The organism is Tessaracoccus pujii (assembly GCF_055326215.1).
The window spans coordinates 415,034-430,254 of sequence record NZ_JBUZNP010000001.1 but is presented as its reverse complement, the minus strand read 5'-3'; the positions used below and the strand labels follow the sequence as shown (position 1 = coordinate 430,254).

15 protein-coding genes are annotated in these 15,221 nt (G+C 68.6%); 11 read left to right on the top strand and 4 right to left on the bottom strand.

Features of this window, described 5'->3' with window-relative positions:
- Positions 1 to 42: 42 nt before the first annotated feature.
- Entirely contained in the window at positions 43 to 771 is a 729-nt protein-coding gene (locus ACZK5N_RS01815) for an SDR family oxidoreductase (RefSeq protein WP_459018166.1), read from the top strand.
- Between the two features lie 30 nt (positions 772 to 801).
- Positions 802 to 1,218 carry a hypothetical protein gene (locus tag ACZK5N_RS01810; RefSeq protein WP_459018165.1) on the top strand — a complete coding sequence of 139 codons (417 nt, stop codon included), beginning with the start codon at positions 802 to 804 and terminating at the stop codon, positions 1,216 to 1,218.
- Between the two features lie 16 nt (positions 1,219 to 1,234).
- On the opposite strand, the gene ACZK5N_RS01805 is transcribed toward ACZK5N_RS01810, so the two are convergent.
- On the bottom strand, positions 1,235 to 2,314 hold the full coding sequence (locus ACZK5N_RS01805; RefSeq protein ID WP_459018164.1) for a LacI family DNA-binding transcriptional regulator: 1,080 nt from the start codon (positions 2,312 to 2,314) through the stop codon (positions 1,235 to 1,237).
- Between the two features lie 178 nt (positions 2,315 to 2,492).
- On the opposite strand from ACZK5N_RS01805, the gene ACZK5N_RS01800 reads away from it, so the two are divergent.
- The 9 genes from ACZK5N_RS01800 (at position 2,493) to ACZK5N_RS01760 (ending at position 11,931) form a co-directional block, all read left to right on the top strand.
- The gene (locus ACZK5N_RS01800) at positions 2,493 to 3,740 is read left to right on the top strand and encodes an ABC transporter substrate-binding protein (RefSeq protein WP_459018162.1); all 1,248 of its coding nucleotides are present in this window, start codon (positions 2,493 to 2,495) and stop codon (positions 3,738 to 3,740) included.
- A gap of 90 nt (positions 3,741 to 3,830) precedes the next feature.
- Positions 3,831 to 4,763 carry a carbohydrate ABC transporter permease gene (locus ACZK5N_RS01795; RefSeq protein WP_459018160.1) on the top strand — a complete coding sequence of 311 codons (933 nt, stop codon included), beginning with the start codon at positions 3,831 to 3,833 and terminating at the stop codon, positions 4,761 to 4,763.
- A gap of 1 nt (position 4,764) precedes the next feature.
- Positions 4,765 to 5,586, top strand: a complete 822-nt coding sequence (locus ACZK5N_RS01790; RefSeq protein WP_459018159.1) for a carbohydrate ABC transporter permease — start codon at positions 4,765 to 4,767, stop codon at positions 5,584 to 5,586.
- A 98-nt stretch (positions 5,587 to 5,684) separates the two neighbouring features.
- The gene (locus ACZK5N_RS01785) at positions 5,685 to 6,008 is read left to right on the top strand and encodes a fibronectin type III-like domain-contianing protein (RefSeq protein ID WP_459018158.1); all 324 of its coding nucleotides are present in this window, start codon (positions 5,685 to 5,687) and stop codon (positions 6,006 to 6,008) included.
- Complete coding sequence (locus ACZK5N_RS01780; protein WP_459018157.1) at positions 6,005 to 8,269, top strand: alpha-L-rhamnosidase; 2,265 nt, start codon at positions 6,005 to 6,007, stop codon at positions 8,267 to 8,269. Before ACZK5N_RS01785 ends, ACZK5N_RS01780 begins: the two co-directional genes overlap by 4 nt.
- Before the next feature lie 54 nt (positions 8,270 to 8,323).
- A complete protein-coding gene (locus ACZK5N_RS01775; protein WP_459018156.1) occupies positions 8,324 to 9,400 on the top strand; it encodes a branched-chain amino acid aminotransferase in 1,077 nt (358 codons plus the stop codon).
- A 7-nt stretch (positions 9,401 to 9,407) separates the two neighbouring features.
- A complete protein-coding gene (locus tag ACZK5N_RS01770) occupies positions 9,408 to 9,953 on the top strand; it encodes a hypothetical protein (RefSeq protein WP_458995337.1) in 546 nt (181 codons plus the stop codon).
- Between the two features lie 69 nt (positions 9,954 to 10,022).
- Complete coding sequence (locus tag ACZK5N_RS01765) at positions 10,023 to 11,177, top strand: LLM class flavin-dependent oxidoreductase (RefSeq protein ID WP_458995336.1); 1,155 nt, start codon at positions 10,023 to 10,025, stop codon at positions 11,175 to 11,177.
- Positions 11,178 to 11,337: 160 nt separating this feature from the next.
- Complete coding sequence (locus ACZK5N_RS01760) at positions 11,338 to 11,931, top strand: CE1759 family FMN reductase (protein ID WP_459018155.1); 594 nt, start codon at positions 11,338 to 11,340, stop codon at positions 11,929 to 11,931.
- Between the two features lie 66 nt (positions 11,932 to 11,997).
- Here ACZK5N_RS01760 and mshB read toward each other — a convergent pair whose 3' ends face one another.
- From mshB to ACZK5N_RS01745, 3 genes are all read right to left on the bottom strand, one after another.
- Positions 11,998 to 12,891 (bottom strand): N-acetyl-1-D-myo-inositol-2-amino-2-deoxy-alpha-D-glucopyranoside deacetylase, encoded by an 894-nt coding sequence (gene mshB, locus ACZK5N_RS01755; protein WP_458995334.1) that lies wholly within the window; start codon positions 12,889 to 12,891, stop codon positions 11,998 to 12,000.
- A 216-nt stretch (positions 12,892 to 13,107) separates the two neighbouring features.
- Complete coding sequence (locus ACZK5N_RS01750) at positions 13,108 to 14,112, bottom strand: Gfo/Idh/MocA family protein (RefSeq protein ID WP_458995333.1); 1,005 nt, start codon at positions 14,110 to 14,112, stop codon at positions 13,108 to 13,110.
- A complete protein-coding gene (locus tag ACZK5N_RS01745; RefSeq protein WP_458995332.1) occupies positions 14,109 to 15,104 on the bottom strand; it encodes a Gfo/Idh/MocA family protein in 996 nt (331 codons plus the stop codon). The genes ACZK5N_RS01750 and ACZK5N_RS01745 overlap by 4 nt, the downstream gene beginning before the upstream one ends.
- Positions 15,105 to 15,221: the final 117 nt, after the last annotated feature.

Genomic DNA, 15,221 nt, shown 5'->3' with positions numbered 1-15,221 from the left:
CGGGGTCTATTGCTGCGCCGACGTGCGGAGTAGCGTCGTCTCATGGCCATGTTCAGGATCGACGGGAAGCGCGCCCTCGTGACGGGCGCCAGCAGGGGGATCGGGTTCGCCACGGCGAAGGCGCTGCGCGAGATGGGGGCCGAGGTCACCATCGCGGCGCGCAACGCGGCCGAGTTGAAGGCGGCCGCGGTGCGGATCGGCGCCTCCTGGGTGCCGGCGGACGTGAGCCATGAGGCTGACGTGCTGCGCCTCGTCGACCGGGCCGGCGATGTCGACATCCTCGTCAGCAACGCGGGCGGCCCGCCGCCGGGGCTGCCCAGCGAGGTCACCGAGGACGCCTGGGACGCGGGGTTCGAGACCACGTTCATGTCGACGGTGCGGCTGGTCGACGGCGTCCTGGCCGGCATGCGGTCGCGAGGATGGGGGAGGATCGTCGCGATCACGAGCCTGACGGTTCGGCGGCCGGCGCTCACGCTCCCGGTGAGCAACGCCATGCGAGCGGCCGTGACCAATCATCTGCGGACACTGGCGATGGAGGTAGCGGCAGACGGGGTGACCTGCAACACTGTCGCTCCCGGCTACACGGCCACCGAGCGGCTGAAGCGACTGCACACCGACGCGGCGGACGCGCAACGGCTGATGTCGACGATCCCCGCGAGGCGCTTCGGGGAGCCGGAGGAGGTCGCGGCGGCGGTCGCGTTCCTGGCCACGAACGAGGCGGCCTACATCACCGGCCAGGAGATCCTCGTCGACGGTGGCTTCACCATCTGATCGAGGGGTGCTGAGCATTAGGCTGGGGGCGTGGCAGAGGAACTCAGCGAGCGGCAGAAGGCGGCCAGGATCAGGCACGAGCTCACCGAGGGGCACGCCCGCGCGGAGGCAGCCCGGGCGAAGGTGCTCATCGACGAGTTCATCGTCGCCGCGCGCGGCCAGGGGCTCGAGCCGCGGCCGCTGCAGGCGAAGACGCTGAGCGGGCACGTGGTGAAGACCGACAAGATGGGGTGGTACCTGCGCACCAACCACTCCGTCGGCATCGACACCGAGGGCAACTACTACTCGCTGACAGTTCCGGGTGGCTGGATGGAACGTCTCCGCGGGGTCAAGCTGGAGCCCACGCTGGCGCCGCTGGTGATCGGGCGAGGTGGCCGCGACGGCGAGACCGGCGACCTGAAGGAGTTCCTGGCCTGGGCGCTCGAGGGCCGGATCCCGCAGGACTGAAGCGCCCTGCTGGGGCTCAGCGGCCGCTGATGCGCCTTCTCATCACCCGCGTCGACGACCGCACCCTCAGTTCCGGCTGCAACTCGCGGTGACGGGCGGTGGTCCGGCCCCCCCGGATGCGCTCCATCAGCAGGTCGATCGCCACACCGCCCATCGACTCTCCGAACTGAGCCACGGTGGTCAGGGAGACCAGCGGGTGGCCGGCCATCCGGATGTCGTCGTAGCCGACGATCGAGACGTCGTGGGCGGTGAGGCCCAGGTCGGCGACCGCCCGGAGCGCGTCGATGGCGAGGTCGTCGTGGCCGGCGAAGATCGCGGTGATCGTCGGGTCGTCGTCGAGGAGCTCGCGGGTGGTCACGTACGCGTCGTCGTAGTCGCCCTGGCAGTAGACGACGATGGGATCGAGTCCCGCCTCCCGGAGCACCGACTCGTAGGTGGAGCGGCGGATCGAGTGCGGCGGCTGGGCGTCGGCCGACTCCCTCGTGACCTTGATCGTGAGATGCGCGATGCGTTCGTGCCCGAGGCTGAGTAGATGGTCCAGGGCCAGTCGCGTGCCGGACTCGTCGTCGTCGGTCACGGTGTCGTAGTTCTCAGACTTGTCGTGGCGGCCGATGAGAACGACGGGGATGTCCCGCGCCAGGTCCTCCAGCCAGTGCGGCGTGACCTCCGGCGAGATCGCGATCAGCCCGTCGACCTGCCTGTCGACGAGGCTCTCAAGGATGGTCGTGCCGCCTGATTCACCCAGCCCGGGCGTGATCACCAGTTGGTAGCCCGTGCCGACGAGTCGCGACGCCGACCCCTGCATGATCTGGGTCAGGAACTCGTTGCCCAGGTTGGGGATCTCCAGGCCGATGCTGAAGCTCGATCCGCGCATCACACGCGCCGCGGTGCGGGGCCGGTACCCGAGCTCCCGGATGGTGGCCTCCACCTTCTCGCGCATGGCGGGGCTGACTCCGTAGGCGTCGCGGATGACCTTGGAGACCGCGCCCTTGGACACACCCGCGGCGCGGGCGACATCGTCCATCGACGGGCGCCGGCGGGGCGAGGCGGGCCTGGCCGACCCTTGATGGTCGTGGACGGCTGTGTCAGAGGTCATGCAGGAATCATAGCAACCGACGTCAACCGGTTTATGTGAACCGGTTGACACATGCGCACACCGGGCGTACGGTTCTCCCAGAGCCAACCGTCGACAGTTTCGTCAATCGGTTGACTCGATCCGACGGGGGTGACCCGCGGTCCTTACAAGGAGGTAAACGCAAATGTCCAGAATGGCCATGAGGAAGGTCGCCCTCATCGCGACCGCGGCAGCAACGGGCTTGGTCCTCGCCGGATGCTCAACCGACGCATCGACCGACGGTGCAGAGGGCGACACCGTGCTCACCATCTCGGGGTGGGCCGACGACAGCACCGCAGCCGCGCTGATCGAGAAGTTCGAGGCCGACAACGAGGGGGTGACTGTGAAGTACACGGGCCTGCCGTGGCCGGGGATTCTCACGCAGATCAACACCGAACTCGTCTCGGGCACCGCGTCCGACGTGGTCGTGGCCTTCCCTGGCACGGGGAACCCGATCACGGTCCAGACCCTCGACAAGGGTGGCTACCTCGCCGATCTCAGTGACTCGCCGTGGGTGTCGAACTACTCCGACTCGACACAGAGCGTCATGGGCAAGGGGGGCACGATCCTCATGGGCGCGAACGCCTTCACCCTGATCCCGGCCATCTACAACTCCCAGGCCCTGGAGGAGGTGGGCGCAGCCGTGCCCTCGACCTTCAGCGAAGTGCTCGACCTGTGCGCGACGGCCGCCTCCCAGGGCAAGGTGGCGTACGCCCTTGCCGCCGTGGCGGGGGGAAACTACCCCCACACCGGATACTCGATGTGGGGCACGATCGGGACCGCGTCGGATCCGGATGCCGGCGCCGCACTGGCCGCGGGTGACCAGTTGTTCGCAGAGTCCGCGTGGACCGACGTGCTGGAGAACTACGGCGAGATGGCGGATGCCGGATGCTTCACGCCTGACGCGACCGGCACCGCCCTCGATATCGCGCAGACGCAGGTGGCCAACGGCGAAGCGCTCGGCATTGTGACGGTCAGCCCTCAGATCAGCACCATCCAGGAGATGGCACCCGAAGGCACCGTCTTCCAGACCGCGCCGTTGCCGGCCACCGACGACCCCTCCGAGACCAAGCTCACGGTCGCACTCGGTGCCGGCTACGCCGTCAACGCGAAGTCGAAGAACATCGACCTCGCCAAGAAGTTCGTTGATCTCTACATGTCCGATGAGGGCCTGCAGATCGCCCTGGAGCAGTCGTCGATCTACCCGAGCGCTCCTGTCGATGGGTGGTCGCCCCCCGACTACCTCGCTGGCGCGGCAGAGTTCGTCGTCAACGAGCAGACGGCTCCCATCATCTACATGGAGGCCACCGTCGAGAAGGCGTACCTGGACGGACTGCAGACCTTCATCAGCGGACAGAACTCAGCCGCCGATCTGCTGGGCCAGATGGACGCCGCCCAGCCCAAGTGAGCTAGCCCCACGCTCGGGCGTGGCGCGCAGTCCGCAACTCGCACCGCCGCGCCACGCCCGGGTCCACCGGTCCGATACAGGAGTCTGATCATGGTCCTCGCACCTGCCGCCATCGGCGAAATCGACGCGCTTGCCTCAAAGCGGCCCAAGCGCCGCTATCGCGGCTACGCACACACCGTCTGGTGGTTCGTGCTGCCTGCCGCGCTCTTTTACCTCTTCGCCGTGGTGGTCCCCAGCGTTCGCGGCGGAGCGTTCGCGTTCACCGACTGGGACGGCGTCACCCCCGAGCAGAACCTGGTCGGGATGGAGAACTTCGTCGCCATGTTCAGCGACCCCAACGCGGCGGTCGCCATCCGCAACACCATGCTCATCGCCGTAGCGGTCACCGTGATCCAGAACCTGCTCGGCCTGTTGATCGCCCTCGGCGTCAACTCCCGCATCAAATCCCGCAACGTCCTGCGGGTGCTGATCTTCGCGCCGGTGGTCATCACGTCGATCGCTGTCGGGTTCCTGTGGCAGAACCTCTACGCACCCAACGGCGGCATCAATGCGGCGCTTGACTCGATGGGGTTGGGGGCACTCAAGCAGAACTGGCTCGGCAATCCCGACATCGCCATCTGGTCCGTCATCGGCGTCGTGATCTGGCAGTTCGTCGGCTATTCGATGGTGATCTTCCTGGCAGGACTGCAGGGAGTCCCCGCGGAGGTGCTCGAGGCCGCTGCCATCGACGGAGCCGGTCCCGTTCGCAGATTCTGGTCCGTGGTCCGGCCGATGCTCGCCCCGGCGATCACCATCAACGTCATGCTCTCGGTGATCGGCGGTTTCAAACTCTTCGATCAGGTGTTCGTGATGACGCAGGGAGGCCCGGGTGGGGCCACCGACACGATTTCGACGCTCATCTACTCGAACGCCTTCCAACTCGGCAGGTTCGGCTATGCGGCCGCTCTCGCGGTCGTCCTCACCATATTCGTCGCGGTGGTTTCGGCCATCCAGTACAAGCTGCTCGCAGCACAGGAGCGTTGACATGTACCGCTACACGTGGCGAACGGCGATCCTCGAAGTGGTCATGATCCTCGTGGGAGTCGTGTTCCTGTTTCCCATCTACGTGCTCGTCATCCTGGCGCTGAAGGCGCCTGAGGATCAGAGCGCCACTCTCGCGCCCCCGGCGCAACCGACGCTGCAGAACTTCGTCGACGCCTGGCAGCAAGGCGCCCTCGGCAACGCTCTCCTGAACAGTGCCATCGTCACGATCATCACCATCGCGTTCATTGTGATCTTCTCGGCGTCTGCGGCCTACCCGCTGTCGCGGCTCGGGGCGCGCTGGTCAAGATTGACCTACCTGGCGTTCCTCGCCGGGCTGCTGCTTCCCGTCCAACTCGCGCTGCTCCCGCTCTACCAGATGATTCGAGATCTCGGCCTCCTCGGCACGCTGGCCGGCGTCATCATCGTGAATGTCGGGCAAGGGATGCCGTTCTCGATCTTCCTCTACGCCGGCTTCATGCGCGAGCTTCCGCCGGACTACGAGGAGGCCGCCTCGCTCGACGGCGCCAGCGCCTTCAAGGCCTTCTGGCAGGTCGTCTTCCCCCTCGTCCGGCCGATCACGGGGACAGTGATCATTCTGAACGCCGTGTTCACATGGAACGATTTCCTGCAACCGCTCCTCTACCTTTCGGGGAGCAATCAGAAGACGATCACCGTCGCCATCTACTCGTTCGTGGGCCAGTTCGGCGCTCAGTGGAACCTGATCTTCGCGGGCATCATCATCAGCATCTTCCCCGTGCTCCTGGCCTACTTCTTCATGCAGAAGTACATCGTCCAGGGATTCGCAGGCGGACTGAAGGGCTAGCTGGTCAGCCCCTTCGCCACTCGACCATCCAAGTCCTGTGGGTGACGCAACCCGATCGCGTCATCCGCCGGATCCCAGACGAAAGAAGTGAACTCCCCATGACCGTCGATGCACCCAGCGCCCGCTATCTCGATTCGACACTTTCCGTCGCAGAGCGGGTCACCGAGACCGTCCAGGTCTACGTCGGCGACGTCGTCACCTGCGGCACATGGACCGACAAGGAGCTCAAGGCCTTCACGCAGGTCGAGCCCGGGCCGGGAGAGCAGGAGGACGTGCTGATGGAACTGCCCATCAGCGCATGCAGCATCGTCAAAGCGCACGGAGCCCGCGTCGTGGAGCCCGGGACGTTCGAACTGCTCGTCGGGCGGAGTTCGAAGGACGCGGACCTCGTGCGCGCCCTCTTCGAGGTGAGCACGTCATGACCGAGCGATCAGGTCGATTCATCGCCGCAGACCTCGAGCCCGACAGCGCCCCTCTGTTCCGGCAGGAGTTCACCCTGCACGAGGGCCATGGCGCTGTGACCTCGGCCACTCTTGCGCTGAGCGCGCTGGGTGTCGTGGAGGCCTGGATCAACGGCACTCCTGTCTCCGCCGATCTCCTGTCGCCCGGTTGGACGAGCTACGAGTGGCGCCTCCACCACGTCGACTACGACGTCAGCAGCCTCATCCAGCGCGAGACCGCCATCGGCATCATCGTCGGAAACGGCTGGTGGAGGGGTCGCCTCGGATGGATCGAGACGCAACGCTATGGCGAGGAGCTCGCCGCCTTCGCGGAGCTGCGGGTCGTGTTCGCCGACGGACACGAGCAACTCGTCGTCACTGACCCCTCGTGGCGGGTCGGCCCGAGTGATGTCGTGGCCAACGACCTCTACGACGGGCAGTCCATCGATGCGTGCCGGCGGGATCCGCAGTGGATGAAGCCGGGCTATGACGATGCGTCATGGGGCAGCGTCCATGAAGTGGGTCATACCCCCGCGCAGTTCGAACTCGATCCCGCGCCACCTGTCCGCCGGATAGCCGAGATCCCCCCGGTGAAGGCATGGGAGAGTTCGTCTGGGAGCGTGCTCCTGGACTTCGGCGTGAACATCGTCGGCTTCCTCCGGCTCACCGTCACCGGGGAACGCGGTTCGATGCTGACGCTTCGTCATGCCGAAGTCCTCGAACACGGCGAACTGGCCCTGCGCACGCTGCGGAGCGCGCAGGCCACCGACCGATTCATCCTCAGTGGCGGGGAGGACACCTTCGAGCCGACTCTCACATTCCACGGATTCAGATACGCGGAGATCGCGGGATGGGCCGGATCTCTCGACGAGCTCTCGGCGGCCGTTGTCGCCGTCGTGATCTCGTCCGACCTTCGGCGCACCGGCACCTTCGAGTGCTCGGTTCCCGACCTCAACCAGCTGCACGCCAACGTGGTGCGCGGGATGCGCGGCAACTTCATCGACATCCCCACCGACTGCCCCCAGCGCGACGAGCGCCTGGGCTGGACCGGCGACATCTCTGCCTTCGCGCCGACGGCGGCGTTCCTCTTCGATGTGAAGGACTTCCTCGCCGACTGGCTCCGGGACCTCGCGCTGGAACAGGCCGACCGCGACGGCGTCGTCCCCTTCGTCGTGCCCGACATCCTCAAGTACGCCACTGGGGCCGAGGCCGGCATCGGCGGCACCGAGGCGGCGGCCTTCTGGAGCGACGCCGCCGTCTGGGTGCCGTGGGCACTCTGGGAGGCCTATGGCGATCCTGCGGTGCTGGAGGAGTCTTTCGACTCCATGACGGCCCACGGCCGGCGCGTGCGCTCACTGCTGTCCGACTCGGGCGTGTGGGACACCGGATTCCAGTACGGCGACTGGCTGGACCCGGACGCACCCGCCGACGACCCCGGCGCCGCCAAGGCGGACAAGGGCGTGGTCGCCACCGCCTGCGCCTTCCGCACGGCCGACCACATCCGTGCGGCGGCCGAAGTCCTCGGCCGCGCCGCCGAGGCGGCGGAGTTCACCCGGATGGCTGCGGGGCTAAGGGCGTCATTCAGCCGCGAATACATCGACGGGGAGCGCATCCTCAGCGACTGCGCCACCGTCTACTCGCTGGCCATCGCGTTCGGCCTCCTGGGCCCGGCGCAGCGCGTGTGGGCAGGCGCCCGGCTCGCCGAACTGGTGGAGCGGAGCGGCTTCCACATCTCGACGGGCTTCGCCGGCACCCCGTTCATCGCCGACGCCCTGACCTCCACCGGCCACGACGACGCGGCCTTCAGGCTGCTCCTGCAGCGGGAGTGCCCCTCCTGGCTCTACCCCGTCACCATGGGCGCGACGACGATCTGGGAGCGCTGGGACTCGATGCTGCCCGACGGCTCCGTCAACCCCGGCGACATGACCAGCTTCAACCACTACGCCCTCGGGGCGGTCGCGGACTGGCTGCACCGCGTCGTCGGAGGGCTGGCACCCCTCGAGCCCGGCTACCGCCGCATCCTCGTCGCCCCTCATGCCGGTCAGGGGATCGACTGGGCGCGCACCGAGCTGGACACGCCCCACGGCGTCGCCTCCGTCGAGTGGGAGCTGTGCGGTGACGAGGTCCGGCTCGGGATCCTGGTGCCTGAGGGCGCGACGGCTGTCCTGCGGTGGCCGGGCACGCCCGACGCCGAGCTTCAGCCCGGGGGTCACTCCGTCGCACGCCCAGCATTCACCGACTGAGCCGAGTGTGGACACCGAGGACGGCGGAAAATGGGGGGTCTACCATCAGTGACCATGGCCATGTTCTCGCTCACCCGCACCACCACGCCCACGTCGGACGCCGCCCGCCTGGCAGCGCTCGCGGACCCTGGATTCGGCCGCTACTACGTGGACCACATGACCGTCATCGACTTCCAGGCCGGCGACGGCTGGCAGGAGCCGCGGATCGTGCCCATGACGGAGTGGGCCCTGCACCCCGCGGCCGCGGTCCTGCACTACGGGCAGGAGATCTTCGAGGGCCTCAAGGCCTACCGCCGCGATGACGACTCCATCTGGCTGTTCAGGCCCGAGCGCAACGCCGCCCGCTTCGTGCAGTCCGCCAAGCGGATGGGCATGGCGGTGCTGCCCGAGGAGCTGTTCCTCGATTCGGTCACCGAGCTCGTCAAGCTGGAGCGCGACTGGGTGCCGGTGGGCGAGAACGAGCAGAGCCTCTACCTGCGCCCGTTCATGATCGCCTCCGAGCCCTACCTCGGCGTCCGCGAGGCCAACAGCTACCGCTTCGCCGTCATCGCCACCCCGGCAGGCCCGTACTACTCGGAGCCGGTCAAGCTCTGGATCACGCCCAACTACACGCGCGCGGCCCCCGGCGGCACCGGCACCGCGAAGTGCGGCGGCAACTACGCCGCGAGCCTCGTCGCCACGCAGGAGGCCTACGCCAACGGCTGCAGCCAGGTGCTGTGGACCGACGGGGCCGAGCACAAGTGGGTGGAGGAGTGCGGCACGATGAACGTCATGTTCGTCACCGCCGACGACGAGCTGGTCACCCCGGCCCTCGGCTCCATCCTGGCCGGCGTGACACGCGAGTCCATCCTGGCGCTGGCCTCCGAGCACGGGCTCACCCCCGTCGAGCGTGCCATCTCCGTCGACGAGGTGCTCGACGGCGTCGAGTCCGGCCAGATCCCCGAGGTGTTCGCGTGCGGGACGGCCGCCGTCGTCACGCCGATCACCGGCTTCAACTCGCCCCAGCGCGGCGTGCAGACGGTGGCCGACGGCCGGCCCGGCCCGAAGACGCGCGCCATCCGCCAGCACCTGGTCGACATCCAGTTCGGGCGCGCGGAGGACAAGTTCGGCTGGACCCGCAAGGTCTGCTGAGGCGCCCATGAGCACCCTGCAGCCGCACGGCAAGGTGGCCCCGATCCTCGCCCTCATCGGGTCGCTGCTCCTGTTGGCGGGGATCCTCTGGGGTGTCACCGCAGGCCAGGGGCTGACGCGGGTGGTGCCCGAGGCGGCCGGGGTGATCCGGGTGGACGGCGACACCGTCGTCCCCGTCACCGACGGCGAGATCCAGGTGGTCTACGCGCCGGCCGGCGTGGTGCCCACCTGTGACGTATACGGTCCCACCGACGCGGTGCCGAACCTGGCGCTCGAGGGCTTCTTCACGTTCCCGCTCAACGACGTCACGTACGAGTCGATCGGCAAGATGGGCGGCCCCGGTGAGCTGTCGGGCGACTACATCATCGTGTGCCAGGAGGGCGACGGCGTCGTCGTCGCCCCGCCCCTGGACGTGCGCAACGACGTCGGCGCGGTGCGCGCGCTCATCGGGGCGATCATTCTCGGCGGCACCGGGGCGGTGCTCATGGTGACCGGCGGGGTCATGTGGCTGATGGCGCGCCGCGCGGCCTCAGCGCAGTATCAGGCCGCCTGACGGGAATAGTTTCGTTTTCAACTTGTTTGGGTTACCGTAGAGGTAAGCAATCGGAGTTGGGAGCAGAGAATGCAGTTCGGCATCTTCACCATCGGGGACGTCACCACGGACCCCACGACCGGCCGCACGCCGACGGAGCAGGAGCGGATCCGGGCGACGGTGGAGTTGGCGAGAAAGGCCGAGGAGGTGGGCCTCGACGTCTTCGCGACGGGGGAGCACCACAACCCGCCCTTCGTCGCGCCCGGCAACCCGCCCGTCCTCATGGCCTACCTGGCCGCGGCCACCGAGCGGCTGATCCTCTCGACGGCCACCACCCTGATCACCACCAACGACCCGGTGCGCCTGGCCGAGGACTACGCCTACGTGCAACACCTGTCCGGCGGCCGCGTCGACCTCATGATGGGTCGCGGCAACACCGGGCCGGTGTATCCGTGGTTCGGTAAGGACATCCGCGACGGCATCGCTTTGGCGGTGGAGAACTACTCGCTGCTCCACCAGCTGTGGCGCGAGGATATGGTGACGTGGGAGGGGAAGTTCCGCACGCCGCTCCACGGCTTCACGTCTGCGCCCCGCCCGCTCGACGGCGTCCCACCGTTCGTGTGGCACGGCTCGATCCGCTCCCCCGAGATCGCGGAGCAGGCCGCCTACTACGGCGACGGCTTCTTCCACAACAACATCTTCTGGCCCCCGAGCCACACGCGGCGCATGGTGGACCTGTACCGGCGTCGCTTCGAGCACTACGGCCACGGCCGCGCGGACCAGGCCATCGTCGGGCTCGGCGGGCAGGTGTTCATGCGGAAGAACTCGCAGGACGCCGTCCGCGAGTTCCGGCCCTACTTCGACAACGCGCCGGTCTACGGCGGCGGCCCGTCGCTCGAGGAGTTCACCCGGGAGACTCCGCTGACCGTGGGGTCGCCCCAGCAGGTGATCGAGCGGGTGCTCGGGTTCCGGGAGTACGCGGGCGACTACCAGCGTCAGCTGTTCCTCATGGACCACGCGGGCCTGCCGCAGAAGACCGTGCTGGAGCAGCTCGATCTGCTCGGCGAGGAGGTGGTGCCGGTGCTTCGGAAGGAGTTCGCGGCGCTGAAGCCGGCCCACGTGCCTGACGCGCCCACCCATGCGTCGCTCAAGGCGGCGCGGGGCTTCGTCGATGCGCCGGAGCGGATCGAGCCCTCCGTCGACCGCTGGACCGGCACCCGCGCCGAGGACGGCAACCGCCTCTGAGTGCCTGGCGGGTGGAGGGGTTTGAGCACATGGCACGGGTCAAACCGCGAAACGGGCCATGGTGAAGGTTCAAACCCTCGTGGCCCCTGCCTTGTGCTCAAACCCCCTCCCCCTCCCGCCCAGCACACACAGCCCAGCAGGATCCGTGAAAGGAACACACATGTCCCGCATCGTCGTCATCTCCGGTGGCCTCGGCACGCCGTCGTCCACCAGAGTCCTGGCCGACGACATCCTCGTCCACCTCCGCGACGACCTCGCCGCCCGCGGCGACACGCTCGAGGAGACGGTGGTCGAGCTCCGCGAGCTTGCCCACCCCATCGTCGACGCCATGCTCACCGGATTCCCGACGGGCGACCTGGCGCGCGCCGTCGATGCCGTCGAGGAGGCCGACGCCCTTGTGGTGGTGTCTCCGACGTTCTCCGCCTCCATCAGCGGGCTGGTCAAGAGCTTCTTCGACATCCTCGAGCCGGGCATGCTCACCGGCAAGCCCGTCCTGCTCGCCGCGACGGGCGGCACCGAGCGACACTCGCTCATGCTCGAGTTCGCCATGCGCCCGCTGTTCAGCTACCTGGGAGCGGACCCCGTCCGAACCGCCATCTTCGCCGCCACCTCGGACTTCGGAGTGGGCTCCACCGGCCTGCGGTCGCGGGTGTCGCGGGGGGCGTCCGAGCTGGCCGACGCCGTCGCGGGTCGGCGCTCGACGTCGCGGGAGCCGGCGGGCTTCCTGGCCTTCGAGCAGCTGCTCGCCGGCTGAGGCTCCGCAACGACGACGGCCCCGCGATCTGCGTGATCGCGGGGCCGTCGTCGTTGGCGTCGATGACTAGGCGGCGTCGTCGAGGCCGTCGAACAGGCAGCTTGCCCGCCCAACGCCCTCGGGGAACGGCTCACCGGCACCCAGCAGATAGGCCTCGCCGGACCCCGGGAGCTCCTGCATGATGCTGTAGAACTGCCAGAAGGGGTGCTCGATGTTCACCTGGCTGCGGTGGGCCCCGAGGGCCCGGCGGCACACGTCGAGCCAAGGGCCCGTCTCGATCAGCGCGACGATCTGCGCCGGGTCCGGGCCGAAGCTGTCGGCGTCGCGATCCTCCTCGGTCCAGAGCTCCAGGCCCCGTTCCTTGGCGATCGCGTACGCCTCGACCCAGCGCTCCGTGTTGTGCGTGCTCCACAGGACCCGCCGGATCCGCCAGGGCGCGCCCAGGTCCGGGCGGTGCGACGGAGACGCAGCGAGCGTGCTGGCGTACATGAGGACGCGGTGGGCCTGGATGTGATCCGGGTGGCCGTAGTTGCCGTGGGGGTCGTACGAGACGGCGACCTGCGGCCGGCGGCTGCGGATCACCTCCACGAGGTGGTTGGCCGCCTCGAGCAGATCCGCCCGCCAGAAGGCGTTGTCGGGCATGTCACCGGGGACGGCCGCGCGGCCGTCGGGCCCGGTGGTCATGCCCGAATCGTGGTAGCGCCCCGCGCCCCCCAGGTACACGTGGTCCGTGACCCCCACCTCGCGGAGGGCCTGCTCGATCTCCGAGCGACGATGTTCGCCCAGCTCCGCCGGGGTGAAGTGCTGCCACTCGGGCAGCATGATCTCGCCCAGCTCGCCGAGCGTGCACGTGACCAGGGTGACCTGGCCGCCCTCGTCGAGGTACCGCGCCATGGTGGCGACGGACTGGCTGGACTCGTCGTCGGGATGGGCGTGCACAAGGAGGAGGCGGTGGTTCACGGCGGCCATTCTACGTCGCGACGCAAGGTAATTCAATGTTCAATTATTGACGCCGGTCCGGGCGGGGGTCACCGTGGCCTGCTGCGGTTACTGTTCCTCCAGGGGACCCCCGGCCCTGGCAGTGCACTGGTGAGCGGGCTGGAGGAACGACCACCGCACCGGACCTGGGTGGATAGGCCGACCCGCACCGCTCCAGGTTCGGAGGCGCGGGCAGCGTCAGGGGAGGGGGTCGCCCATCAGGTCGCGGGCCCGCTCCATCAGCCGGACGGTGGCCAGCGTCGCGTCGAGGGGCCGGATGGGGGACTCGGTCAACCCGGCGCCGATGCAGCGCGCCACCTCGAGGGCCTCGTGGTAGAGCCCCACGTGTGCGACGCGGTCCTCCTCCCATCGGAGCACCTCGCCGTCGCGGAACCGCACCTCTACCGGACCCGGGTGGTAGAACGGGCCGTCGAGGACGAGCGTGGCATCCGAGCCCGCGATCATCGCCGTCGTGGGCGTGTCGGCCACCATCGACGCGTGCACCACCGCCTGCCGGTGCTCGTCGTCGACCAACAGGGCCGCGAACTGCCCGAAGGAACCGCTGGAGTGCCGCTGCCCCGTCGCTCCCACCACGCGGGCCGACGGCAGGACCCAGCCCACGAACATCAGGGGATAGGTGCCGAGGTCGTTCATCGCGCCGCCGCCCTGCGCCGGGTCCATGGCTCGGTGGTGATCGACCAGGTACTCGCCCATGTCAGCCGCCACGGACTGGATGTCGCCGAGCATCCCGCTGTCCAGGATCTGCCGCACCACGTCGTAGCGCGGCAGCGCGAGCGTCCAGACGGCCTCCATGCAGAACAGCCCCCGCGCCCGTGCAAACTCGACGAGCGCCTCCGTGTCCGCCACCCGCGGCGTCATCGGCTTCTCGACCAGCACGGGCTTGCCGGCCTCAAGTGCCAGCGTGGCGTGCGCCAAGTGGTCGAGGTGGCCCGTCGCCACGTAGATCACGTCGACCTCTGCTCCCACGAGTTCCTCGTAGGTGCCGAACGCCTGCTCGATGCCGAACTCGCCCGCGAACTCCCGCGACCGCTCGACGTTGCGCGATCCCACCGCCACCACGCGCTGGCCTGTCCGGGCCAGCACGGTGGTGACGAACTGGTGCGCGATCCAGCCGGTGCCGAGGATGCCCCAGCGCAGGCTCGGCACGTCGCCGACGGGTCGCGGCTCCGGCAGCGACCTCACCGGTCGACTTCGACGAAGAGCCCGCCTCCGTGCATCGACTCCACGACCGCCTCGCCCACGAGGGTGGCGCGCTCCGCGTCCTCCAGGGTGGCCAGCGTCGACGGCCTGCCCTCCTTCACCGCGTCCACCCACTCCTGCAACTCGAGGCGGTAGGCGTCGGCGAACCGGGGCCGCCAGTCAGCCGCGATCGGCGACGAGGTGGCCTGGTTCGCGTTGACCAGCAGTTTTGCCGGTTCGGTGATCGTCAGCACACCTGTCTCGCAGACGGCGTCGCAGCGGATGTCGTAGCCGTAGCGGGCGTTGAGGAACACCTCGACGGTGCTGAGCGAGCCGTCGGCGGTGCGCACCAGAAGGAGGAACGGGTCCGCCAGGTCCGTGGCCGTCGAGCTGGGGTGCCCGGCGTGCCAGCTGACCTCGGTGACGGGCGCGTCCAGCAGCCAGGGGATGAGGTCCAGGTCGTGGATGGCGGAGTTGAAGATCACGGACTCGTTGGTGGCGCCTGGGCCGGAACTCACCCCGCGACCCACCGAGTGGATCATCAGGGGACGCCCGTGCTTCCGCGAGCGGATGGCGGCCTTCATGGCCACGTAGCCCGGATCGAAGCGGCGCATGAAGCCGACGGTGGCGAGGGGCGTCCCGCCGCCCACGGCCGAGCGGTGGGCGGCGATCACCTCTGCGCACGTGGCGGAGTCGTAGGCGAGCGGCTTCTCGACCAGCACGTGCTTGCCCGCGTCCAGGCAGGCCTTCACCTGATCCGCGTGCAGGAAGTCGGGTGAGGCGATGACGACGGCCTGCACGTCGTCGGCGGTGATCAGCTGCTCCGGGTCTGCGTGGACGCGGGCCCCGGGGATGCCGGAGATGGCCGCCTCGGCGCGACCTTTGTCCGGATCAGCGATGGCGACGACATCGGCGCCGGCGATGAAACGATGGATGTTCTGAGCGTGATCGGCGCCCATGATGCCTGCGCCGATGACCCCGATGGAGAGACTCATTTGTCCTGACCTTTCTTGGGTGAGATCAGCCTACGCGATGCGAGGGTGTCGCGGAAGGGGGTGCGCCGGGCGGCCCTCCGGCTGCTGGCTGAGCCGCCTGCGTTCGGCTCGGACGCC

Bases quoted from the DNA above. Each gene is read 5' to 3' on its own strand.
- ACZK5N_RS01815 (WP_459018166.1), top strand. From the start codon at position 43: ATGGCCATGTTCAGGATCGACGGGAAGCGCGCCCTCGTGACGGGCGCC.
- ACZK5N_RS01805 (WP_459018164.1), bottom strand. From the start codon at position 2,314: ATGACCTCTGACACAGCCGTCCACGACCATCAAGGGTCGGCCAGGCCC.
- ACZK5N_RS01800 (WP_459018162.1), top strand. From the start codon at position 2,493: ATGAGGAAGGTCGCCCTCATCGCGACCGCGGCAGCAACGGGCTTGGTC.
- ACZK5N_RS01795 (WP_459018160.1), top strand. From the start codon at position 3,831: ATGGTCCTCGCACCTGCCGCCATCGGCGAAATCGACGCGCTTGCCTCA.
- ACZK5N_RS01790 (WP_459018159.1), top strand. From the start codon at position 4,765: ATGTACCGCTACACGTGGCGAACGGCGATCCTCGAAGTGGTCATGATC.
- ACZK5N_RS01785 (WP_459018158.1), top strand. From the start codon at position 5,685: ATGACCGTCGATGCACCCAGCGCCCGCTATCTCGATTCGACACTTTCC.
- ACZK5N_RS01780 (WP_459018157.1), top strand. From the start codon at position 6,005: ATGACCGAGCGATCAGGTCGATTCATCGCCGCAGACCTCGAGCCCGAC.
- ACZK5N_RS01775 (WP_459018156.1), top strand. From the start codon at position 8,324: ATGGCCATGTTCTCGCTCACCCGCACCACCACGCCCACGTCGGACGCC.
- ACZK5N_RS01770 (WP_458995337.1), top strand. From the start codon at position 9,408: ATGAGCACCCTGCAGCCGCACGGCAAGGTGGCCCCGATCCTCGCCCTC.
- ACZK5N_RS01765 (WP_458995336.1), top strand. From the start codon at position 10,023: ATGCAGTTCGGCATCTTCACCATCGGGGACGTCACCACGGACCCCACG.
- ACZK5N_RS01760 (WP_459018155.1), top strand. From the start codon at position 11,338: ATGTCCCGCATCGTCGTCATCTCCGGTGGCCTCGGCACGCCGTCGTCC.
- ACZK5N_RS01745 (WP_458995332.1), bottom strand. From the start codon at position 15,104: ATGAGTCTCTCCATCGGGGTCATCGGCGCAGGCATCATGGGCGCCGAT.